This window comes from Pseudomonas oryzihabitans, from assembly GCF_024652905.1.
GTDB lineage: Bacteria > Pseudomonadota > Gammaproteobacteria > Pseudomonadales > Pseudomonadaceae > Chryseomonas > Chryseomonas benzopyrenica.
The window spans coordinates 1076094-1098259 of the sequence record NZ_CP102428.1; the positions used below are offsets into that span (position 1 = coordinate 1076094).

The window sequence follows — 22166 nt, forward strand, 5'->3', positions numbered from 1 at the left end:
CTGCACATGAGCCAAGACTGGGATGCCGGACGCCTGGACAGTGATCTCGAAGGCGCGGCCTTCGAGACCTTGGCGGTGCGGGCAGGGCAGCAGCGCTCGCCTGAAGGCGAGCATGGCGAAGCCCTGTTCCTGACCAGCAGCTATGTGTTCCGGACCGCCGCGGATGCCGCGGCGCGCTTCGCCGGCGAGGTGCCGGGCAACGTCTACTCGCGCTACACCAACCCCACGGTGCGTACCTTCGAGACCCGCATTGCGGCCCTCGAAGGCGCGGAGCAGGCGGTGGCCACCGCCTCGGGCATGTCGGCCATCCTGGCCATGGTGATGAGCCTGTGCAGCGCCGGCGACCATGTGCTGGTCTCGCGCAGCGTGTTCGGCTCCACCATCAGCCTGTTCGAAAAGTACTTCAAGCGCTTCGGTATCGAGGTGGACTATCCGCCGCTGGCCGATCTCGATGCCTGGCAGGCGGCCTGCAAGCCCAATACCCGGCTGTTCTTCGTCGAGTCCCCGTCCAATCCCCTCGCCGAGCTGGTGGACATCGCCGCCCTGGCCGAGATCGCCCATGCCCAGGGCGCGCTGCTGGCGGTCGACAACTGCTTCTGCACCCCGGCGCTGCAAAAGCCGCTGGCGCTGGGTGCCGACATCGTCATCCATTCGGCGACCAAGTACATCGATGGCCAGGGCCGCGGCATGGGCGGCGTGGTCGCTGGCCGTGCCGAACAGATGAAGGAAGTGGTGGGCTTCCTGCGTACCGCCGGACCGACCCTGAGCCCCTTCAACGCCTGGCTGTTCCTCAAGGGCCTGGAGACGCTGAAGATCCGCATGCAGGCGCACAGCCAGACCGCGCTGGAGCTGGCGCGCTGGCTGGAAGGCCAGCCCGGCGTCGAGCGGGTTCACTATGCCGGCCTGCAAAGCCATCCGCAGCATGAGCTGGCCTGTCGTCAGCAGTCAGCCTTCGGCGCCGTGGTGAGCTTCGAGGTGGCCGGTGGGCGCGACGCTGCCTGGCGTTTCATCGATGCCACTCGGATGATTTCCATCACCACCAACCTGGGCGATACCAAGACCACCATCGCCCACCCGGCGACCACCTCGCATGGGCGGCTGTCGCCGGCCGAGCGTGCCAACGCCGGGATCCGCGACAGCCTGATCCGCATCGCCGTGGGTCTCGAAGACCTGGGTGACCTGCGCCAGGACCTGGCCCGCGGACTGGCGGCGCTATGAGTCTGACGTTCGCACCGGTAGAACTGCGCGTCGCCCTGGTCACGGGTGCGGCGCGGGGGATCGGGCTGGGCATCGCCGCCTGGCTGGTAGCCGAAGGCTGGCGGGTAGTGGTGGCCGACATCGAGCAGGAGCGCGGCGCCAAGGTGGCTGCTGCCCTCGGCGAACGCGCCTTGTTCGTCGCCCTGGACGTGGCTGACGAGAGTCAGGTGGAGTCCGCCGTCGCCCAGGTGATCGGCCAGTTCGGTCGGCTGGACGCCCTGGTCAACAATGCCGGTCTCGCCACCGCTCAGGGCCAGCCGCTGGAAAGCCTGGCGCTGGCGGAGTGGCGCAAGGTGCTCGGCGTGAATCTGGACGGTCCCATGCTGATGGCCAAGCATTGCGCGCCCTATCTGCGCGAGCAGCAGGGTGCCATCGTCAACATCGCCTCGACTCGAGCCCGGCAGTCCGAGCCCCACAGCGAGGCCTATGCCGCGAGCAAGGGCGGATTGCTGGCCCTGACCCATGCCCTGGCCATCAGCCTGGGCCCGGAAGTGCGGGTGAATGCCCTCTGCCCGGGTTGGATCGATGCGCGCGATGCCCATGTCCGCGAAGCCGAGCCGCTGTCCGCCACCGACCATGAGCAGCATCCGGTCGGGCGGGTAGGGACGGTGGAAGATGTCGCGGCCTGCGTGGCCTGGTTGCTGAGCGGCAACGCTGGTTTCATCAGCGGTGAGGCTATCACCTTGGACGGCGGCATGACCCGCAAGATGATCTATCGGGAATAGCGCCTCGTAGAAAATAAAATTGGAAAATTCCTTGACGGATCAAGGGGCTACGAGGAGAATGCGCGTCACCCGAAGGGGATGGCTGATTAGCTCAGCTGGGAGAGCACCTGCATCACACGCAGGGGGTCGGCGGTTCGATCCCGTCATCAGCCACCAAACTCTTCGGGAAGTGTTCCGCAAGGTACACGCACTGCGCGGCGGTAGTTCAGTCGGTTAGAATACCGGCCTGTCACGCCGGGGGTCGCGGGTTCGAGTCCCGTCCGCCGCGCCATATGAGTTGTTTTGGGTCCTCTGAACTGCCCGAACGACGCAAGAGAAGCTGCCCTAGGGCAGCTTTTTTTGTGCCTGGAAAAAAGCCGTGCCTACCGTTTGCCGGCAGGCGTCGCGGCAAGTGCGTTTGGCCATGAGCGTCGGATGTCATAGCCCCTCATTAAGAACGGTTCCCCGCCGACTGAAAAGGCCGCATGGCCCGGCAACTCTCTCGCAACCTCTGCCGCCTCACCGGGCTACCAGCCGAGGGCTGTCTGGCCAGGTGCGGGAAACCGTCGATGGTCCGCGGCCGGAGAGGAACGACGGCGTTGGCGGCGCTTCGGCGGCTGCTGCAGGGCAGGCCGGTGGCCTCGTGCCGATCGTGAATTCGGCCACCCCCGACCTGAGACCGGCACGCCACCTCGTTGCTGGCGCTGGACCCCTGGCTGGCGCCCGTAGCGGGATCGATGTCCTCGGCCATCAGGACCTGTTCTCCGACGGCGCTAGCGCGCCGGGGCACCCAACTGGGCCGAGATGCGCGCCGTGGTGGCGAGCATCTGCTCGACGTACTCGGCCTTGAGGTCTTCACGAAAGCGGAAGCAGGGAAAGGAGACGCTCAGGCCGGCGATGACCTGGCCGAAGCGATCGCGGATCGGCGCCGCCAGGCACCTCATGTTGTCTTCGAATTCCTCGTGGTCCTCGGCGAAACCCAACGCGCGGACGCGTGCCAGTTCCGTCAGGTAGGCAGCCAGGCTGTCGAGGGTGTTGGGCGTGCGACGGACAAAGGTCTCCTGGGCGAGGATCTGCCGTACCTCGGCCTCCGGCCGCCAGGCCATCAGCACCTTGCCGATCCCGGTGCAATACAGCGGCGCCCGCCGCCCGATGCGCGAATACATGCGCAGGGTGTAGCGCGAGTCGAGCTTGTGCACATAGACGATGGCGCCCTCGTCAAAGATGCCGAGGTGGACGGTCTCGCCGGTGAGGTCGTTGAGCAGGCGCATGCCCGATTCGGCTTCGCGGACCAGTTCCAGCTGCGGCAGGGCGCGGGCGCCCAGTTCGAACAGCTTGACGCTCAAGCGGTAGCGGTCCTCGGCATCCTGGACCACATAGCCCAGGGCCTTGAGCGTCTGCAGGAAGCGGTGGACGGTGCTTTTCGACAGGTCCAGCTGCTGCGCCAGCTCCGAGACGCCGCAGTCGTCCTCGCGTTCGCCGAGGGCTTCCAGTACGGCCAGGGTACGTCCGACCGCACTGACCATGTCGTTGCCGAGAGAAGTCGATTTTTCCATGAGACCGCCGGTCGCCTATTTGGTGGAACAGTGTTCCATTCTGATTGACGGATGCGGGAATTGCCAGCAACACTGGGTTCAGCAAAACGGAACACTGTCCCGAAAGTAGTTCGACGACGGTGACCGTCCCCTTCGGTGATCCAGGTCGCCGGATCGAACAAGAACAATAGCCAGGTCCACAGTCATGATGCCCGTACGCCAGCCGCTGGTTGTCTCTTTGTCTTTTCGCGCTCTGATCAGGCGCGGATCTTCGCCTGTCGCCAGGGTGCAAAGTTCGTCTACGGCATGGAGCAAGGACGCATGAGCGCGGCCTTCCTAGCGACTCCCATCACCCGCATCGGCCTCATCGGTGAATGCATGGTCGAGTTGCGCAGTCAGCTGGATGGCCAGCTGGGCCAGGCCTTTGGCGGCGATACCCTGAATGCTGCTGTCTATCTGCGGCGGCTGTTGGGGGGCGACGGGGTGCAGGTGGATTACCTCACCGCGGTGGGCGACGACAGCCTGAGCCAGGCCATGCGCGCCTGCTGGCGTGAGGAGGGCGTAGGGGACGAGCGGGTACGGGTGCTGCCCGGACGACTGCCGGGCCTCTATCTGATCCAGACCGACGCCGACGGCGAGCGGCGCTTTCTCTACTGGCGCGGCGAGGCGGCGGCGCGGGAGTGTTTCGACGGTGCCGAGGCCCAACCGCTGCTGGCGTCTCTGGCCGAGTATCAGGTGCTCTACCTCAGCGGTATCAGCCTGGCGGTGCTGACCGATACCGGCCGCGAGCGGCTGCTGGAGGCTCTGCGTCAGGCTCGTGCCGCCGGCACCCGCATCGTCTTCGACAACAACTACCGGCCGCGGCTGTGGCCGAGTGTCCAGGCCGCGCGCACGGCCTATCACCGGCTGTTGCAACTGACCGATCTGGCACTGGTGACCTGGGAAGACGATGCCGCCCTGTTCGGTTTCGCCGACGAGGCGGCGCTGTTCGCCCAGTACGCCGAGTGGGGCGTGGCCGAGGTAGCGCTCAAGCGCGGCGCCCGCAGCTGCCTGCTGCAGAACCGCCAAGGACGCCAGGAAGTGGCCGGCGAAGCCGTGGCCCGGGTGGTCGATACCACGGCCGCCGGGGACTCCTTCAGCGCCGCCTACCTGGCCTGCCGCCTCCAGGAGGGAGTGCCCGCGGCGGCCGCCTCCTGGGGCCATCGCCTGGCGGCCACGGTCATCCAGCATCCCGGCGCGCTCATCTCGCGCGCAGCCATGCCGGCCATGCCGCCCCTGTTTCTTTCTCTCACTGCCCAGGCCTGAAGCCATGAAGATCACTGAAGCCCGCGTCATCGTCACCTGTCCCGGTCGCAATCTGGTCACGCTCAAGATCGTCACCGACGAAGGCCTCCATGGCCTGGGTGACGCCACCCTCAATGGCCGCGAGCTGGCGGTCGTCGCCTACCTGGAGGAGCACGTGCTGCCGGCGCTGATCGGTCGTGACGCCCACCGCATCGAAGACATCTGGCAGTACCTCTATCGCGGTGCCTACTGGCGGCGCGGACCGGTGACCATGACCGCCATCGCCGCGGTGGACGTGGCGCTCTGGGATCTCAAGGCCAAGGCCGCTGGTATGCCGCTGTACCAGCTGCTCGGCGGCAAGAGCCGCGAGCGGGTGATGGTCTATGGCCATGCCACCGGCAAGGACATCGAGAGCTGCCTGGACGAAGTGGCCCGCCATGTCGAGCAGGGCTATCGCGCGGTACGGGTGCAGTGCGGGGTGCCGGGCATCCCCACCACCTATGGCGTAGCCAAGCGCGAGGGCGAGCGCTACGAACCGGCCGACAGCGACCTGCCAGCGGAGCACGTCTGGGACACCGCCAAGTACCTCAATCACGTACCCAAGCTGTTCGCCGCGGTGCGCGAGCGCTTCGGCGACGACCTGCACCTGCTGCACGACGTGCACCATCGGCTGACGCCCATCGAAGCGGGGCGGCTGGGCAAGAGGGTCGAGGAATACAACCTGTTCTGGCTGGAGGACTGCACCCCGGCGGAAAACCAGGAAGCCTTCCGGCTGATCCGCCAGCACACCACCACGCCGCTGGCGGTGGGCGAGGTGTTCAACTCCATCCACGACTGCCGCGAGCTGATCCAGGAGCAGCTGATCGACTACATCCGCGCCACCCTGGTGCATGCCGGCGGCATCACCCACATGAGGCGCATCGCCGATCTGGCGGCGCTATACCAGGTGCGCACCGGCTTCCACGGCGCCACCGACCTGTCACCGGTGTGCATGGGCGCGGCGCTGCACTTCGACACCTGGGTGCCCAACTTCGGCATCCAGGAGCACATGCCCCACGAGGCGCGCATCGAGGAGGTCTTCCCCCATGCCTATCGTTTCGAGGACGGCCATTTCACCCCGGGCGAGGTGCCCGGCCATGGCGTGGACATCGATGAAGACCTCGCCGCCCGTTATCCGTACAAACGCGCCAGCCTGCCGGTGAACCGGCTGGTGGACGGCACCCTGTGGCATTGGTGAGCGAGGAATCCAGGATGAAAGCCTTTCAGGTCAGAGCACCCCACGAATTCAGCATCGAAGAGGTCGCGGTGCCCGTGTTGGCACCGGGCGAGGTCCGCGTCGGGGTGGCCTATGCCGGCATCTGCGGCTCGGACATGCACATCATCCATGGGCAGAACGCCTTCGTGCGCTTTCCCCGCGTCACCGGCCATGAATTCGCCGGGGTGGTGCGCGAGGTAGGCGAGGGCGTGAGCGGCCTGGCGGTGGGCGATCCGGTCTGCGTCGATCCGGTGATCGCCTGCGGCAGCTGCTATCCCTGCCGCATCGGCCGGCCCAATGTCTGCAGTCGCCTGCAGGTGCTGGGCGTGCATCGTGATGGCGGCTTCAGCGAAGAGGTCTGCGTGCCCGCGGCCAATGCCCATTGCCTGCCGCCCGGCTTGCCACTGGCCCAAGCCGCGCTGGTCGAGCCCTACAGCATCGCCCTCAATGTGCTGGAGCGGATGCAGGTCTTTCCCGGCGATTCATTGCTGATCTATGGCGCCGGTGTGATCGGCCTGACCCTGGTGCAGATGGCCAGGGCGCTGGGCATCGCCGACATCACCGTGACCGATGTGCTGGACGATCGCCTGGCCACCGCCCGTGCCCTGGGCGCGACCCGCGCTCTCAATGGCCGCGATACCGATGTCGAGGCGGCGCTGCGCGAGGCCACCGGCGGCGAGGGCGTGCCCCTGATCGTCGACGCCGCCTGCCATCCGGCCTTGCTTCCGGAGATCGTCCGCCTGGCCTCGCCGGCCGGGCGCATTGGCCTGCTGGGCTTCAGCGCCACGCCCAGCGAGCTGGTGCAGCTGGAGATCATCAAGAAGGAACTGACCCTGGTGGGCTCGCGGCTCAACAACGGGCGCTTCCCGCGGGTCATCGAGCTGCTGGCGGCGGGCAAGCTGGATGCCGCGGCGCTGATCAGCCATCAGGTGGCCAGCCAGGAGATGCCGAGCGCCATCGAGCTGATCGAAAGGCACCCCGAGCAGACGCGCAAGGTGCTGGTGCAGTGGGGCGGCAACGTCTGAAAAATCCGACTCCCCCTGGGGAGTTCTCTTATGCCTTACCGAATAAAGACAATGAGCGGGAGGTAACAAATGGCTGGACAAGGTCGTGGGCTGGTACTCGTCATGCTGTTCCTGGCGGGAGTCGTCAACTATCTGGATCGCTCGGCGCTGTCGGTGGCGGCGCCATTGATCCAGAAGGACTTCGCGCTGACCGCCGGCGAGATGGGGCTGCTGTTCAGCGCCTTCTTCGTCGGCTATGCGGCGTTCAACTTCATTGGCGGCTGGGCCGCCGATCGCTATGGCGCCAAGACCACGCTGCTGCTGGCCATGGTGCTCTGGTCGGCGTTCAGTGGCCTGACGGTGCTGGCCTCGGGCTTCGCCGCGCTGATCGTGATCCGGGTGCTGTTCGGCATGGCCGAGGGGCCCTTGAGCGTCTCCACCAGCAAGATGGTCAACAACTGGTACGCGCCCCATAACCGGGGTCGCACCCTGGGCCTGTCGATGTCGGGCACCCCTTTGGGCGGGGCCATCTCCGGCCCCATCGTCGGGGTGATCGCCGTGGCCTACGGCTGGAAGGTGTCCTTTATCGTCATCATGCTGATCGGCTTCGTCTGGGCCGTGGTCTGGTACCTCTGGATCAAGGACAAGCCGACCGGCCAGTTGGCCGCCGACATCGCCGCCGAGGAGCGCGCCGTGGCCGTGGTGGATACCGAGGTGCGGCCGCTCAAGTACTATCTGCGCCAGCCCACGGTGCTGTTCACCGCCCTGGCGTTCTTTGCCTACAACTACACCCTGTTCTTCTTCCTGACCTGGTTTCCCAGCTACCTGATCCAGGCCTACGGCCTCAACGTGAAGGACATGAGCATCGCCACGGTGATCCCCTGGGTGCTGGGCTTCATCGGCCTGGCGGTGGGCGGCTATCTGTCCGACTGGGTGTTCCGTAAGACCGGCCGGCTGATGTTCTCGCGCAAGGTGGTGCTGGTGACCTGTCTGCTGGCCTGTGCCCTGTGCATCGCCGTGGCTGGCCTGGTCAGCACCCTCTATGCGGCCGTGGCGCTGGTGGCGCTCTCGGTGTTCTTCCTCTATCTGACCGGCGCCATCTACTGGGCGATCATCCAGGACACGGTGCCGGCGGCGCGGGTCGGCGGGGTGAGCGGCTTCATGCACTTCCTGGCCAACACCTCGGGCATCATCGGCCCGGCGGTGACCGGCTACCTGGTGCAGTTCACCGGGGCCTTCACCAGCGCCTTCCTGCTGGCCGGCGCCCTGACCGTGATCGGCTCGCTGTGCGTGGCGCGCTTCGTCAAGCCGCTGGCCGAGCGGCCGGCGAGCGCACCGACCGAGCTGGCCGCGGGAGGCACCCGATGAGCGACTTCGAACGGATCCCCTCGCGCTATCCGGCGCCGGCCATCGGTATCGTCCACCTGGGACTGGGCGCCTTCCACCGTGCTCACCAGGCGGTCTACCTGGAACGCAACCTGGCTCGCCATGGTGGTGGTGCCTGGGGCCTGAGCAGCGCCAACCTGAGGTCGGGGCGGGCGCTGGTGGAGACCCTTCGCGCTCAGCAGGGTCGCTATCACGTGGCCGAGTACCGCAACCGGCGCGAAGGGGTGCTGCGCGAGATCGGCGCACTGCGCGAGGTGCTCTATGCCGGTGACGGCGGTGCCGAGCGCGAGGCCCTGCTGGCGCGGCTGGCCGATCCCGGGGTGCGCATCGTCACCCTGACGGTGACGGAAAAGGGTTACTGCCTGAGTCCCGCCAGCGGTGCCCTGCGGCGCGACGATCCCGGCATCGTCCACGACCTCGCCGAACCGCGGGCGCCGCGCACCCCACCGGGGCTGCTGGTGGAAGGCCTGCGCCGCCGGCGTGCCGCGGGCATCGCACCCTTCACCGTGCTCTGCTGCGACAACATGCCCGACAACGGCCAGCGGACCCGCCAGGCGGTGGTGTCCCTCGCCGAGGCCCAGGACGCGGGCCTGGCGGCCTGGATCGCCACCGAGGTGGCCTTTCCCTGCAGCATGGTGGATCGCATCGTGCCGGCCATGGACGAGGCCGCCTTCGCGCGCTTGCGCGACCTTGGCTGCGATGACCCGGCCGCGGTGGTGGGCGAGGCTTTCAGCCAGTGGGTGATCGAGGATCGTTTTCCCCAGGGACGCCCGGACTGGGAGCACGAAGGGGTGCAGATGGTGGCGGACGTCCGCCCCTTCGAGACCATGAAGTTGCGCCTGCTCAATGGCAGCCATTCGCTGCTGGCCTATGTGGGCAGCCTGGCCGGCCACGGCACCGTGGCCGAGGCCATGGCCGACCGTCAGCTGGCCGCTCTGGTGCACCGCTACATGAGTCGCGAGGCGGCGCCGACCCTGGACATGCCCGATGGTGTCGATCTCGACGCCTATGCCGAAGCCCTGGTCGCACGCTTTCGCAACGATGCCCTGCAGCACCGGCTGCGCCAGATCGCCATGGATGGCTCGCAAAAGCTGCCCCAGCGCTGGCTGCTGGGAGCCCAGCGGCTGCTGGAGCAGGGCAATGATTTCTCCTGTACCGCCCTCGGCGTGGCGGCCTGGATTCACTTTGGTGACGCCGAGGGCGAGGCCCTGGACGATCCCCTGCGCGCCACCCTGGCCGCCTTGCCTAAGGGCGTGGCGCGGGTCGATGCCGTCCTGGCGCTGGCCGAGGTCTTTCCGCCAGCGTTGGCCGAGCAGGCCGCCTTCCGCGAAGCGGTGCAGCAGGCCCATCGGCGCATCGCCGAGGCGGGCATAGGCGCGACCATCGCCGACTTGACCGATCAAGGAGTCTGACATGGAACATACCTGGCGCTGGTTCGGCCCGCGCGATCCCATCTCCCTCGCCGATATCCGCCAGACCGGTGCCACCGGCATCGTCACGGCGCTGCACGAGATTCCCAATGGCGAGGTCTGGCCGGTAGCGGCCATCGCCGAGCGCAAGGCGCTGATCGAGGCGGCGGGTCTGAGCTGGTCGGTGGTGGAAAGCATCCCGGTGCACGAAGACATCAAGCGTGGCCTGCCGGGGCGCGAGCGCTACCTGGACAACTACCGGCAGAGCCTGCGCAACCTCGCCCAGTGCGGCATCGACGTGGTCTGCTACAACTTCATGCCGGTGCTGGACTGGACCCGTACCCAGCTGGCGCACCGGCTGCCCGACGGCGGCTGGGCGCTGCGATTCGATCAGGACGCCTTCGCCGCCTTCGACCTCTGCATCCTGCAGCGGGACGAGGCCGAAGCGGACTACTCCGCCGCGGAGATCGAACGCGCGCGCCGCTATCACGACGGTCTCGACGCGGCCGGTCGCGAAGAGCTGGTACGCACCCTGATCGCAGGGCTACCCGGTGCCGAGGAAGGCTATTCGGTCGCCGACCTCCGACAGTTGCTGGCCACCTATGCCGGGATCGACGCCGCTCGCCTGCGTGAGCACCTGGCGGTCTTCCTGCAGGCCGTGGTGCCGGTGGCGGAGGAGGTGGGGATCCGACTGGGGGTGCATCCGGACGATCCACCCCGGCCGCTGCTGGGATTGCCCCGCGTGGTCTCCACCGCCGCCGACGCTCAGTGGCTGCTGGACGCGGTCCCCAGCCCGGCCAACGGCCTGACCTTCTGCACCGGCTCCTATGGCGTGCGCGCCGACAACGACTTGGTAGCCATGGCCCGCCAATTCGCCTCGCGCATTCACTTCGTCCACCTGCGGGCGACCCGCCGTGAGGCAGATCCACGCAGCTTCCATGAGGCCCATCATCTGGACGGCGACGTGGACATGGTGGGGGTGATCCGGGAATTGGTGCGCGAGGAGCATCGCCGCGAACGCGAAGGCGGGGCGCGCCTGCCGATGCGACCGGATCACGGTCACCAACTGCTGGATGATCAGGGCCGACGGACCAATCCAGGTTACTCACTGATCGGCCGGCTCAAGGGGTTGGCGGAATTGCGCGGCGTGGAACAGGCCGTGCGGCGCCTGGAAGAGGAGAGACACTGATGTTGACCATCGTCTGTCAGGAGCCCGGTCTGCTGCGCGCCGAGCAGCGGGAGAAGCCCTCGCGTCGCCCGGGCGAAACCCTGGTGCGCATCGAGCGGGTCGGGGTGTGCGGCACCGACCTGCACATCTTTTCCGGCAATCAACCCTACCTGGATTATCCGCGGGTCATGGGCCACGAGATCTCCGCCACGGTGACCGAGACCGAAGCCGACTCGGGCCTCGCCGAGGGCGACCTGGTCTATGTGATGCCCTATTTGTCCTGTGGCGACTGCGTGGCCTGCCGCCAGGGCAAGACCAACTGCTGCACCCGCATCCAGGTCCTGGGCGTGCATTGCGATGGCGCCATGACCGGTTACCTGAGTCTGCCCCACAGCGCGCTGTTCCGTGCGGATGGCCTGGATGCCGACCAGGCTGCCATGGTGGAGTTTCTCGCCATTGGCGCCCATGCGGTGCGGCGCGGTGAGGTAGCCGCCCAGCAGCAGGTGCTGGTGGTGGGCGCCGGTCCCATCGGCATGGCGGTGGCATTGTTCGCCCACCTGCGCGGGGCGCGGGTGACGGTGCTGGACGGTCGTACCGATCGCCTGGCCTTCTGCGCCGAGCATCTTGGGGTGCAGGCAACGGTCGCGCTTGGCGAGGACGACGAGGCGCGCCTGCGCGACCTCACCGGCGGCGATTTCTTCGACGTGGTGTTCGACGCCACCGGTAATCCCCGTGCCATGGAGCGCGGCTTCGCCTTCATTGCCCATGGCGGCAAGTACGTGCTGGTGTCCATCGTCCAGGGCAACCTGAGCTTTGCCGATCCGGAATTTCACAAGCGCGAGGCGACCCTGCTCGGTAGCCGCAACGCTACCGCCGAGGATTTCCGCCACGTGCACGATTGTCTCCGACGCGGGCTGGTACCCACCCAGGCATTGAATACCCACCGACTGCGCCTGGAGGAGGTGCCCGCGGCTTTCCCACCCTTGCTCGATCCTGCCGAGGGTGTGGTCAAGGCCCTCATCGAATGCTGAAGCGGAGACGGACATGGAACTGATCACCCGCAGCGGCGCCGCGGCGGCCACCCGCGCCACCCTGCGCCTGCATCCCCGAGACGATGTGCTCATCGCCCGCCAGCCACTGGTGCCGGGCCTGGAACTGCCGGAGGAAGGGGTGCAGGTTCGCGAACCTGTGCCTGCCGGTCACAAGGTTGCCGTGCGCCCTATAGCGGTGGGCGAGCCGGTACGACGCTATGGTCAGATCATCGGCTTCGCCCGCGAGGCCATCGCCGCCGGCAGCCACGTACACGTGCACAACCTGGCCATGGGCGACTTCACCCGGGAGCATGCCTTCGGTATCGAGGCCCGTGGCGCACCGGCGCCCATCGAGCGCAGTTTCCTGGGGATCGTCCGGCCGGACGGGCGGGTGGCGACCCGCAACTACATCGGCATCCTCACCTCGGTGAACTGCTCGGCGACGGTGGCGCGAGCCGTGGCCGACCACTTCCGGCGCGACGTCCATCCCGAGGCGCTGCAGCCCTATCCCCATGTCGACGGCGTGGTGGCCCTGACCCATGGCGTCGGTTGTGGCATCGATACCCAGGGAGAGGGCATGGCGGTGCTGCGCCGTACCCTGGGCGGCTACGCGGCCCATGCCAATTTCGCCGCCGTGCTGTTCATCGGCCTGGGCTGCGAGGCCAACCAGATCTCCACGCTGCTGGCTGACCAGGGTCTCGCCGAGCATGCGGGGCTGCGCAGCCTCAACATCCAGGACAGCGGCGGTACCACCGCCACCGTTGCCCGCGGCATTGAAGCCGTGAAAGCCCTGTTGCCTGCGGCCAACGAGGTGGAACGCGAACCGGTCAGCGCCCGGCATCTGATCCTTGGTCTGCAATGCGGCGGATCGGACGGCTATTCAGGCATCAGTGCCAATCCGGCGCTGGGCCGCGCGGTGGATCTGCTGGTGGCCGCCGGCGGCACCGCGATCCTTTCGGAAACCCCGGAGATCTACGGCGCCGAACACCTGCTCACTCGCCGCGCCGCCAGCCCCGCGGTAGGCGAGCGACTGGTGGAGCGCATCCGCTGGTGGGAAGACTACTGCGCTCGTGCTGGTGCCAGCCTGGACAACAATCCGTCGGCGGGCAACAAGGCCGGTGGCCTGACCACCATCTTGGAAAAATCCCTCGGCGCGGTGATCAAGGCCGGCTCCACCGATCTCATGGCGGTCTACGGCTATGCCGAACCGGTGCGCAGTCCCGGTCTGGTGTTCATGGACACCCCCGGCTACGACCCGGTCTCGGCCACCGGCCAGGTGGCGGGCGGCGCCAACCTCATCGCCTTCACCACCGGGCGCGGTTCCGCCTATGGCTGTGCACCGACGCCATCGCTCAAGATCGCCACCAACACCCGCCTGTGGGAGAGTCAGCGCGACGATATGGACGTGGATTGCGGCGGCCTGGTGGACGGCAGCACCACCCTGGAAGAGCGCGGCGCCTTCATCTTCGAACGCCTGCTCGCTCTGGCCTCGGGCGAGCGCAGTCGCAGCGAGTTGCATGGCTATGGGCAGAACGAGTTCGTGCCTTGGCAACTGGGTGCCACGACCTGAGCGCAGCCTATGGGGGCGGTGGTCACATCGACGTGACCCAGGTGCGGCTCGGGGCTGCACGGGTCAATCAAGCGAACGGAAACGGCCGCCCCGGTCCTGCTGACCGGGGCGCCTGTCAGGTCGCGCGCCGTTGGGAGCCGTGTCCCGGATCAGGCGCGGAGCTGCCGTCAGGCCGAGGCGTCATCCACCGGAGCGGCGACGGCTGCGGCCGCTTCACCCTCGGCGGGCGCGGCGGTTTCCGCCTTGGTCTTGGCCTGCTCACGGCGGGCCTGGGCGCGCTGGCGGCGTGCCTGCTGCTTGGCATAGACCGCCTGAGAGGCGGTCACGGTGCCGGCTGGCTGGCCATCCAGATCCAGGCGTGGGGCGTTTTCGGTCATGGCCGCCCAGTAGCGGGTGCCGCGACACCAGGTGGCGATCGACTGCTTGAGCTGGTCACCGGTGATGCCCAGGCGCTCCAGGTGCTGCTCGGCGTCCTTGAGGATGCCTTCCTTGAGCGGCACCTTGGGTGCGGGATTGACCGGGAAGGCCAGCGGGAAGTGCTTTTGCAGCCGGCGGATGCCTTCGACCACCGGATCCTGCTCGCGTGGCTTCTGCTCGCGGGGCTTGGCTTTCGGTGAAGGTCTCCGCGCCGGCCGCTCATTGCTCTCGGTCTTTACCTGCGCTTTTTCGGCCCGCAGGCGGTCGCGTAGTTCAGCTAGTTGCTCAAAGCCCATCGTTCAGCTCACCGCTCCAAATAGAATTCACGTGCAAGGGTAACCCATGCCGGGCTTGGACCGCGCCGATTGCAGATTGGCACGGCCAAGGCTGGCGGTCCGTCATTCTAAGGGGTGGTTCGCCACTCGTGCATCCTTGGAAGCGTCATTCCCGGCGGATGGTGTGCCCTCCTGGGCGTTTTCCGGGTCCTGTACGAAAGTCGCCGAGCGAAGGGGAGGCGAGGTGAAAAAAGCTGAAGAAGCGCAGTTTACGTGCGGTAAATGAGCATTTCGAAGCGTTTTTCAACGAAGCATCGCCAATGCGCAGGCACTTCTCGTACTGGACCTAGCCGCCTCCGGTCAGGCGCGACACCCACTGCGCCAGCCGCAGCTTGAACGGCGAATAGGGCGGCAGCAGCAGACGAACGGCCAGCAGCGGACCGGCGGCGAGCACGCTACGCTCGTGGGAAAAGGTGCGAAAACCCGCCTGGCCATGGGCGCTGCCGCTGCCGGAGTGATTGACACCGCCAAAGGGCAGGTGCAGTTGGGTGTACTGCTGCATGCACAGATTCAGGCCGATACTGCCGGAACTGGTGCGGGCGACGACCCGCCGCTGCACCGCGCGATCGCGACTCCAGAGATAGAGTGCCAGGGGCTTGGCGCCGGCATCGATGCGCTGCAGCACCTCCTCCAGATCGTCATAGGCGATCACCGGCAAGAGCGGACCGAAGAGTTCCTGGCTGTCCAGGGGCTGTCGATGGCCGAGCAGTCCAGCAGGGTCGGTGCCAGGTAACGCCCGGCCGCATCGTGCGCGCCGCCGTGGATCAACCGCGCGCCGGCGGCCTGGGCCTGGTCGAGCAGCCCGCAGAGGGCAGGGAGGGGGCGACTCGGAGACGACGGCAGTATTCAGCCTGGACGCGGCCAGCGCCAGCCGCACCGAGTTCGAGCAGGGCCAGCAAGGCGCTGGTCTGATCGCGGTGCCCTGCAACCAGAGCCTGCCGCACCCTGGCGGCCATGCTCAGCGAGCATCTGGGGCGCCTGCGCGACGGCTGAATCTTTCGCCGGCCGGTGCGGGCATCCGGCCATGGCCTGGTTCAGAATCCAGGGCTTCCCGCCACTGCCGAGGCCGTCATGCCTGACCTGGATATCAGTCGCTTTATCGCCGCCTGGCCCAGCCTGGGCCTGGAGCCCGCTCTGCCCTGGACGATCACCAGCGCCTGTGAGCACCACGTCCGGGTGCTGCTGGCGCGGCTCGGTCCCGGCTATCGCCGCGAGGGCGACAACGCCATCCACGAGACGGCGGTGGTGGAGCCCGGTGCCGTGCTCAAGGGACCAGTCATCGTCGGTCCCGGCACCCTGGTGGCCGCGGGCGCTTATCTGCGCGGGGGCGTCCGTCTCGGCAGCCACTGCGTGGTAGGCCCGGCCTGTGAGCTGAAGAGCAGCCTGTTGCTGGACGGCAGCAAGCTCGCCCACTTCAACTTCGTCGGGGATTCGCTGATCGGCAGTGGGGTGAATCTGGAGGCGGGTGCCATCGTCGCCAACTACCGCAACGAAAGTGACGGCGCGCTCATCCGCATCCGCCACGGTGACCAGGTGATCGACACCGGGGTGGTCAAGTTCGGCGCCCTGATCGGCGACGGCTGCCGGCTGGGCGCCAATGCGGTCATCGCGCCGGGCGCCCTGCTACCGTCAGGCACCTGAGTCGTGCGGCTGGGGCTGATCGACCAGGGGGTGCCGGACGCCGCCGCGGGCGCGGCGCCCTCTCAGTCGGCGAGATAGGCGTCGGTGGCTTCCAGGGTCGCATAGGCGAAGGCCAGCGCCGCCATCAGGGCGGCATGCACCTGGGCCGCCGGCACCCTGACGCCCCCGAACTCCAGATCCAGGGTGGCGCAGGCGTCGTGGATCACGGTCACGGCGTACCCCATGTCGGCTGCGGCGCGCACGCCGGCGTCGATACACATATGGCTCATGGCACCCACCACCACCAAGGACTCGATACCGCGCTGGTCCAGCAGTTGTTTCAGGTTGGTTTCGCGAAAGGCGTTGGGATAGTGCTTCACCACCACCGGCTCGCCGGCCTGGGGCACGACGGTGGCCTGGATCTCGATGCCGTCGCTGCCGGGCACGAAGATCGGCGCCTCGGCGCTGAGCGATTGATGCTGCACATGGACCACCGGAACGCCCTGGTCACGGGCGTGGGCGATGATCCGGGCGGCATTGGCGACTGCGGTCTCGATACCGGTAAGGGGCAATTTGCCGGTGGGGAGGTATTCGTTCTGCAGATCGATGACGACAACGGCGTGCTTGCTCATGTCCAGCTCCTCGGAAGATGCTTCGGCTTTCAGGTCCGGCCATGATTGGCCAGCCCCGCCTTCCGGCGAAGGGGCGCGGCCGACAACTTCAGGGGTGCCAGCGACACATGCACGATCAACCGCCGATCGAACTCGGTCTGCTGCTCTATCCGGGTGTGCAACTGGCGACGGTGCACGGCCTCACCGATCTGTTCGAGATCGCCGGGCGCTTCACGGGCACCGCGGAGGATGCCGAGCGGCCCCGCTTGCGGGTCAGCCACTGGCGGCTGGAGGAGGGCGACGCGGCGCCCAGGCGGGTCTACGACTCCTTACCCGCAACGAGCGGCTCACCCAACGTGCTGATCCTGCCGCCCAGTCTGGCGGAGCCGATCACACCGGCTGCGGCCGCGCCCTATCGTGACTGGCTGCGCCAGCAGCATGGCGCGGGCGTGCGTCTGGCCTCGATCTGCGCCGGCGCCTTTCTGCTGGCGGAAACCGGTCTGCTCGACGGCCGCACCGCCACCACCCACTGGCTCCATGTCGAGCGCTTCGCCGCCCGTTTCCCCAGGGTAGATCTAGAAGCTGATCAACTGCTCATCGATGGCGAGGACCTCGTCACCGCCGGCGGTCTCATGGCCTGGACCGACCTCGGCCTGCGCCTGGTCGATCGCTACCTGGGCGCCAAGCACATGCTCAACACCGCGCGCATCCTGGTCATCGACCCGCCGGGGCGACAGCAGCGTTACTACAGCGCCTTTTCGCCGCGCCTGAGCCATGGCGACAGCGCCGTCCTCGCCGTGCAGGAGTGGCTGCAGGAAACCGGCGCCCAGGACCTCGCCCTGGACACCCTGGCCCAGCGCGCCGGACTCGAACCGCGCACCTTGCTGCGCCGCTTTCGCCAGGCCACCGGCATGACCACCACCGCTTACGGCCAGCAAGTGCGCGTCGGGCGCGCCCGGGAATTGCTGCAGACCAGCCGGCTGCCCCTCGAACGGGTCGCCTGGGAGGTGGGCTACAGCGATCCGGGGGCTTTCAGAAAGGTGTTCACCCGCGTCGTTGGGCTGAGCCCGGGAGATTATCGGCGGCGGTTCGGGGGTGTTGCGGGCGGGCGGTGAGGTAATCGATCTATAGCTAACGACCGTTGGATCTTGCTTGAAGCTCTGGCGTGAGAAAATTTCTGAGCTCGCCTTGAGTCATGCCATGGATCTGAGGCACACCTAGCGGCTAGCCGCTAGCCGCTAGCCGCTAGCCGCTCCGAGCCTGAGACCTGCTGCTGCGCAACCTGATTGATTAACTAGATGCCAGATACGGAAGGATATCTTCGAGAGCGCTCAACCTAGGCGCTTGGGATGCGAGGCTTCTGCCTTCGCACCACGGGTAGTCGAGGGTGCGCAGCCAATCCATCAAGGGTTCCAATTCGTAGACAGGCCCTGTTTGCATGCGATCTATACGAATATGCAGATAGGTTACATGCCCACTTTCAGAATCAAATGACCACTCGTACAGCCCGCAGCCGATGCGTACTTCCTTTGAGTCTTTGGCGGACATCCCGACCAGCCACCGGGAGGTATGAGATGTCGCCCTTTTCAGGGGAGCATCTCCGATGCAAAAGGTGTATATGTTTTCATATGTTTGATTGAAGCGCCGCACTAATGTCTCAGAAATATCGGGCAAGCCGTATAGGACGCCAGGAAAAGAAATATTTTTTGTATTGATGGTCAAGGCTGCTGTGGCGTTAACGTCAAATGCGTGTCGTAGTAGGTCAGGTCGATTTTCGTCCTTCGCTCGAATGTAGTTTTCGATGCTACAGCGTCTGGAATTCATAGGCTTGTCCTTGGAGGTCCATGCTGAATTATTCAGTGGCTTGGTTGGTAGGTGCGCTGGAGGTGTTTCCTTGTGTTGACGTCTGAGTAGCTACGGCATCTAGTTTTTGTGCGGTTTCACTGTTTTGATAGCCGGTTAGGACTACACCGAACAGGCAAAGAATTAATCCGGCTGCATTGATGGTAGAAATATTTTCTTTTAGAAATATAATTCCAATAAAAGCCAGGATAACGTTGACAGCCGTCCCGGTTAGGATATTTCCGGTGCTTAGGCTCCAGCCGCTTCTATACATGAGAAGAAAGCCCAGTCCATCAGCAGGATACAGAGGGCAATTCCTGCTTGTAGTCCATTCAGTTGTCTTATGCTAGTGCGTAATATGTCACTCCCTATGAAGAATGGCAGAAAGAATGCAGTCAGAATCACGATAGCTATATAGATTCCCAAGATGGAGACCAGAGGATTGACCCCTTCGGGGATTCTCTTCATCAAGGTGTGATAGCCTATGGTCCCGGATATGGCAAGGACCGCGGAGAAGTAGAAAAGTGGATACTCTTTTCCAGTCATTGGTTTTCCTTGCGAAGCGTGGCTTAGGTAAACTAAAAGTCCAGTAATAGTGGGGCTCGCGAAAGGAAGTACATGCCCCTATTTATCTTGCTTTGCTGTGATATTAGTGGCAATTTATTTGAAATTAACCTGACTAAGTTTTTCTTATCGACAGGGGTGGAGCGTGTTCGCTAAACTTCCATTGACGGCGCTGAGGGCATTCGAGTCTGCCGCTAGGCTTGGAGGATTCAAATCAGCAGCTGAAGAGCTATTCGTTACTCCTGCGGCTATTTCACTCCAGATAAAAAATCTCGAAAAGTATTTAGGTGTCACGCTGTTCGCAAGAACGTCAAGTAGCGTCGTGTTGACGATAGAGGGAGAAAAGCTGTTCTCAGGTACGGGGCGAGCATTAGCTGATTTAGCGTGTTCCGTCGAGCAATTTACGGGTCGGTGCGCCACCAAGGTTGTCAACGTTTCTACAACCTCTGCCTTCGCGGCGTTATGGCTAATTCCGCGGGTTTCGGGGTTTTACGAAAGACATCCGGATATTCAGCTCAATATAAGAGCCAGCAACGAGTTGGTCGACCTTGCCAGGGATGCTTCGATCGACGCGGCTATTCGATGCGTGCCCGACAATGGGGCCCAGGAGTTGTATTCTAGGGAGCTCATGGGTGAAAGGTTTGGAGTCTATTCCTATGCCGGCTGGCAATGCCGAGATCACGAGGTTCCACCGGTGCTGATTAGGGTGCGCTGGCCGACGCCATCCTCTATTCCGCTGGATTGGGTGGTGTGGTGTAAGGCGGCTGGTCATGAGGATTGGGCTGATCGAAGTCTCTATCGTGAATATGATGATGAGCATTTCGCCCTACAGGCAGCGACGGCCGGACTTGGCATTGTGTTGGCTAGCACGGTATTAGCTGAGCAAAGCCTCAAGCTAGGTCTTTTAACGCCATACAAACCGCATGTCACCCTGCCTGGCCCAACGTATTCAGTCGTCTGCGTGGCAGGTCGAGAGCGTGTGGAGTCTGTGGGTAAATTTTTCGACTGGATTGAAGGGGAGGCCGAGGCGGCCAGACGTTAAATTACTTCGCTTATCACTTGGATAAAGCGGAAGCCTCGTTCCTTACGCTGCGATTCTTGGTGCTGGAAGGATGAAGCAGGTGTAAAAAATTCGTTAGTGATAAAGAGTGCTTCACCAATATCTGATACTTTCTAACTAAGTAATTCAAGCTGCCTGTACCGATCATCAGCCGATTTGCCTGAAAGTATCCATGATAGTGCTCCCGCGCCTTGGCTGTTTGTAGATCTAGAAGCCTTGCCTGCTAGTAGGGATAAGTAAGGTAGAGCGCGCGCCTGTTGAGTCAGATGCTTCACTGAGCGTCACGGACGTCTCGTCTTGCCAGTTGAACCGAGTCCTGGCCCCGGAGAATGGTCACGGCTTGCCCGTGCTGTTTTTCAGGACTGCCCCTTGGACAACAGTTGTCTGCTTAAGTGTCTGGTCAGCAACTTCCAGATGCCCGGGTTTTAATATAAATCACTGATAAGTTTTGATTTTTCGCCGATGGCATAGCTCGTGCTCCAGCTTGGGGGTCACCTCCAAGGGAGTCCCTGCATGGCCGTCGCCACCTCGCACAATACCGTTCCCCGTGCCGTCCCCGAACGTCCTGCCACGCGCTTGCGCGACGCCGCCGAGGCACTCGATGCCGCGGCTGCCCTGGCGGAGGATTTCGCTCGCGATGCGCTCAGTCGTGACCAGGAGCGACGCCTGCCCTGGGCCGAGATCGAGCGCTTCTCGGCCAGTGGTCTCTGGGCCATCACCGTACCGCGGTCGTTCGGCGGCGCGGGGGTGGGATTCGGCACCGTCGCCGAAGTCATCGCCCGTATCTCCGCAGCCGATCCCTCCCTGGGCCAGCTACCGCAGAATCATCTGGGCGTGGTCAACAACCTGCTGCTGACCGGCAGCCCGGACCAGCAGCGCCACTACCTCGGCCTGGTGCTCCAGGGCTATCGCTTCGGCAATGCCTTCTCCGAGGCGCGCAGCAAGACCGTCACCCAGTTCGAGACGCGTATCCGCTTCACTGGGGATACCGCCTGGATCGATGGGGAGAAGGCCTATTGCACCGGTGCCCTCTTTGCGCACGTGGTTCCCACGGTGGCACTGGACGAGGCGGGCCTGGCCCATCTCGCGCTGGTGCCGCGCGATGCCGGCGGCCTGACGGTGATCGACGACTGGGACGGCTTCGGCCAGCGCACCACCGCCAGCGGTCGGGTGCAGCTCAAGGGCGTCAGTGTCCGGCGCAGCGCGGTACTGCCCGCCTGGAAGGCGTTCGAGCGGCCGACGGCGGATGGTCCGGTCTCCCAGATCATCCAGGCGGCGGTGGACGTCGGCATCGCCCGCGGCGCCTTCGCTGCCGCCCTGGCCGCCACCCGGCTGGCGCGGCCCTGGACCGACAGCGGGCTCGCGCATGGCTGGCAAGACCCACTGAGCCAGGTGCTGATCGGTGACCTGAGCTGGCGTCTGGCCGCCGCCGAGGCCTTGCTGGAAGAAGCCGGCGTGGCCGTCGACCGGGCGCTGGCGGAGCCGTCCGCGGCCAGCGTCGCCGAGGCTTCGGTAGTGGTGGGACAGGCCAAGGTCGCCTCCACCGAGATCGCCCTGGCCGCCGCCAATCGCCTCTGCGAACTGGGCGGCACCCGCAGCGTCTCGGCGCGTTTCGGCCATGACCGCCACTGGCGCAATGCCCGCACCCACACGCTGCACGATCCGGTGCGCTGGAAGTACCACCTGATCGGCAACTATCTGCTCAACGGCGTCGAGCCGCCGCGTCACGCCTGGAACTGATGCCATGACCGATCTCGCCCTTGTCACCCACGAAGAACTGACCTTCGCCGAACACCTCCTCCAGCAACTGCGACAGGAACTGCCGAAGGACTCGCGCGCCCAGGACCCGCTGGTGATCGCCGCGGTCGGCGATCTTCAGGTGCGCCTGGCCGCGGCGCGCGCCTTGCAACGTGCCAGCGCCGCCGAGGACGGACCGGTACGGCAGATCCAGGCCCGCCTGGCCGCCGACAGTGCCCGCCAGCTCGCCGCCGACCTGCAGCGGGAATGGCTGGCAGAAACCGTCGCGCACCGCTCAGCCGGCCCGGCCTCCCGTGACCTCAAGCGCCTCCTGGGTGAGCACCACCTGACCATCAGCGACTGAAAAGAAAGGATTC

General features: G+C 65.4%; 20 protein-coding genes and 2 tRNA genes. 17 read left to right on the forward strand and 5 right to left on the reverse strand.

Annotation, left to right across the window (positions count from 1 at the left end; genetic code table 11):
• Positions 1–6 precede the first annotated feature (6 nt).
• The 4 genes from NRG74_RS04990 (at position 7) to NRG74_RS05005 (ending at position 2253) form a co-directional block, all read left to right on the forward strand.
• Positions 7–1218 (forward strand): O-succinylhomoserine sulfhydrylase, encoded by a 1212-nt coding sequence (locus NRG74_RS04990; protein WP_017641287.1) that lies wholly within the window; start codon positions 7–9, stop codon positions 1216–1218.
• Positions 1215–1982: an SDR family oxidoreductase gene (locus tag NRG74_RS04995; protein WP_017641286.1), complete on the forward strand. Its 768-nt coding sequence runs from the start codon at positions 1215–1217 to the stop codon at positions 1980–1982. The genes NRG74_RS04990 and NRG74_RS04995 overlap by 4 nt, the downstream gene beginning before the upstream one ends.
• 80 nt (positions 1983–2062) lie before the next feature.
• Positions 2063–2138, forward strand: a tRNA-Val gene (locus NRG74_RS05000).
• Positions 2139–2176: 38 nt separating this feature from the next.
• A tRNA-Asp gene (locus tag NRG74_RS05005) sits at positions 2177–2253 on the forward strand.
• A 481-nt stretch (positions 2254–2734) separates the two neighbouring features.
• Here the strand turns inward: NRG74_RS05005 and kdgR are convergent.
• Positions 2735–3517: a DNA-binding transcriptional regulator KdgR gene (gene kdgR, locus NRG74_RS05010; protein ID WP_026083874.1), complete on the reverse strand. Its 783-nt coding sequence runs from the start codon at positions 3515–3517 to the stop codon at positions 2735–2737.
• A gap of 300 nt (positions 3518–3817) precedes the next feature.
• Between kdgR and NRG74_RS05015 the strand changes: the two genes are divergently transcribed.
• From NRG74_RS05015 to NRG74_RS05050, 8 genes are all read left to right on the forward strand, one after another.
• A complete protein-coding gene (locus NRG74_RS05015) occupies positions 3818–4801 on the forward strand; it encodes a sugar kinase (protein WP_257705873.1) in 984 nt (327 codons plus the stop codon).
• A gap of 4 nt (positions 4802–4805) precedes the next feature.
• Positions 4806–6017: a D-mannonate dehydratase ManD gene (manD, locus tag NRG74_RS05020; protein WP_064309558.1), complete on the forward strand. Its 1212-nt coding sequence runs from the start codon at positions 4806–4808 to the stop codon at positions 6015–6017.
• A gap of 14 nt (positions 6018–6031) precedes the next feature.
• The gene (locus tag NRG74_RS05025) at positions 6032–7060 is read left to right on the forward strand and encodes a Zn-dependent oxidoreductase (RefSeq protein ID WP_257705874.1); all 1029 of its coding nucleotides are present in this window, start codon (positions 6032–6034) and stop codon (positions 7058–7060) included.
• Positions 7061–7129: 69 nt separating this feature from the next.
• Positions 7130–8407, forward strand: coding sequence for an MFS transporter (locus NRG74_RS05030; RefSeq protein WP_257705875.1), 1278 nt, complete (start codon positions 7130–7132; stop codon positions 8405–8407).
• Positions 8404–9837, forward strand: coding sequence for a mannitol dehydrogenase family protein (locus tag NRG74_RS05035; RefSeq protein WP_257705876.1), 1434 nt, complete (start codon positions 8404–8406; stop codon positions 9835–9837). The genes NRG74_RS05030 and NRG74_RS05035 overlap by 4 nt, the downstream gene beginning before the upstream one ends.
• 1 nt (position 9838) lies before the next feature.
• Positions 9839–11023: a mannonate dehydratase gene (uxuA, locus tag NRG74_RS05040; RefSeq protein WP_257705877.1), complete on the forward strand. Its 1185-nt coding sequence runs from the start codon at positions 9839–9841 to the stop codon at positions 11021–11023.
• Positions 11023–12033 carry a zinc-binding alcohol dehydrogenase family protein gene (locus tag NRG74_RS05045; RefSeq protein WP_257705878.1) on the forward strand — a complete coding sequence of 337 codons (1011 nt, stop codon included), beginning with the start codon at positions 11023–11025 and terminating at the stop codon, positions 12031–12033. The genes uxuA and NRG74_RS05045 overlap by 1 nt, the downstream gene beginning before the upstream one ends.
• A 13-nt stretch (positions 12034–12046) precedes the next feature.
• Positions 12047–13603, forward strand: a complete 1557-nt coding sequence (locus NRG74_RS05050) for a UxaA family hydrolase (RefSeq protein ID WP_257705879.1) — start codon at positions 12047–12049, stop codon at positions 13601–13603.
• A 167-nt stretch (positions 13604–13770) separates the two neighbouring features.
• On the opposite strand, the gene NRG74_RS05055 is transcribed toward NRG74_RS05050, so the two are convergent.
• Both NRG74_RS05055 and NRG74_RS05060 read right to left on the reverse strand, forming a co-directional pair.
• Positions 13771–14316, reverse strand: coding sequence for a ProQ/FinO family protein (locus tag NRG74_RS05055; protein ID WP_257705880.1), 546 nt, complete (start codon positions 14314–14316; stop codon positions 13771–13773).
• Between the two features lie 325 nt (positions 14317–14641).
• Positions 14642–15007, reverse strand: a complete 366-nt coding sequence (locus tag NRG74_RS05060; protein ID WP_257706557.1) for an aldehyde dehydrogenase family protein — start codon at positions 15005–15007, stop codon at positions 14642–14644.
• A 419-nt stretch (positions 15008–15426) separates the two neighbouring features.
• Between NRG74_RS05060 and NRG74_RS05065 the strand changes: the two genes are divergently transcribed.
• The gene (locus tag NRG74_RS05065) at positions 15427–15996 is read left to right on the forward strand and encodes a transferase (RefSeq protein WP_257705881.1); all 570 of its coding nucleotides are present in this window, start codon (positions 15427–15429) and stop codon (positions 15994–15996) included.
• A gap of 62 nt (positions 15997–16058) precedes the next feature.
• Here NRG74_RS05065 and NRG74_RS05070 read toward each other — a convergent pair whose 3' ends face one another.
• On the reverse strand, positions 16059–16607 hold the full coding sequence (locus tag NRG74_RS05070) for a cysteine hydrolase family protein (RefSeq protein WP_257705882.1): 549 nt from the start codon (positions 16605–16607) through the stop codon (positions 16059–16061).
• Between the two features lie 107 nt (positions 16608–16714).
• Here NRG74_RS05070 and NRG74_RS05075 point away from each other — a divergent pair, with 107 nt between their 5' ends.
• A complete protein-coding gene (locus NRG74_RS05075; protein ID WP_257705883.1) occupies positions 16715–17701 on the forward strand; it encodes a GlxA family transcriptional regulator in 987 nt (328 codons plus the stop codon).
• Between the two features lie 175 nt (positions 17702–17876).
• Here the strand turns inward: NRG74_RS05075 and NRG74_RS05080 are convergent, their stop codons facing one another.
• Positions 17877–18410, reverse strand: coding sequence for a hypothetical protein (locus NRG74_RS05080; RefSeq protein WP_257705884.1), 534 nt, complete (start codon positions 18408–18410; stop codon positions 17877–17879).
• 727 nt (positions 18411–19137) lie between these two features.
• Between NRG74_RS05080 and NRG74_RS05085 the strand changes: the two genes are divergently transcribed.
• The 3 genes from NRG74_RS05085 to NRG74_RS05095 all read left to right on the forward strand — a co-directional run bounded on the left by NRG74_RS05085 (position 19138) and on the right by NRG74_RS05095 (position 22153).
• The gene (locus tag NRG74_RS05085) at positions 19138–20034 is read left to right on the forward strand and encodes a LysR substrate-binding domain-containing protein (RefSeq protein ID WP_257705885.1); all 897 of its coding nucleotides are present in this window, start codon (positions 19138–19140) and stop codon (positions 20032–20034) included.
• Between the two features lie 531 nt (positions 20035–20565).
• Positions 20566–21792 carry an SfnB family sulfur acquisition oxidoreductase gene (locus tag NRG74_RS05090; protein ID WP_257705886.1) on the forward strand — a complete coding sequence of 409 codons (1227 nt, stop codon included), beginning with the start codon at positions 20566–20568 and terminating at the stop codon, positions 21790–21792.
• Positions 21793–21796: 4 nt separating this feature from the next.
• A complete protein-coding gene (locus NRG74_RS05095) occupies positions 21797–22153 on the forward strand; it encodes a hypothetical protein (RefSeq protein WP_160922646.1) in 357 nt (118 codons plus the stop codon).
• The last annotated feature ends 13 nt before the right edge of the window (positions 22154–22166 follow it).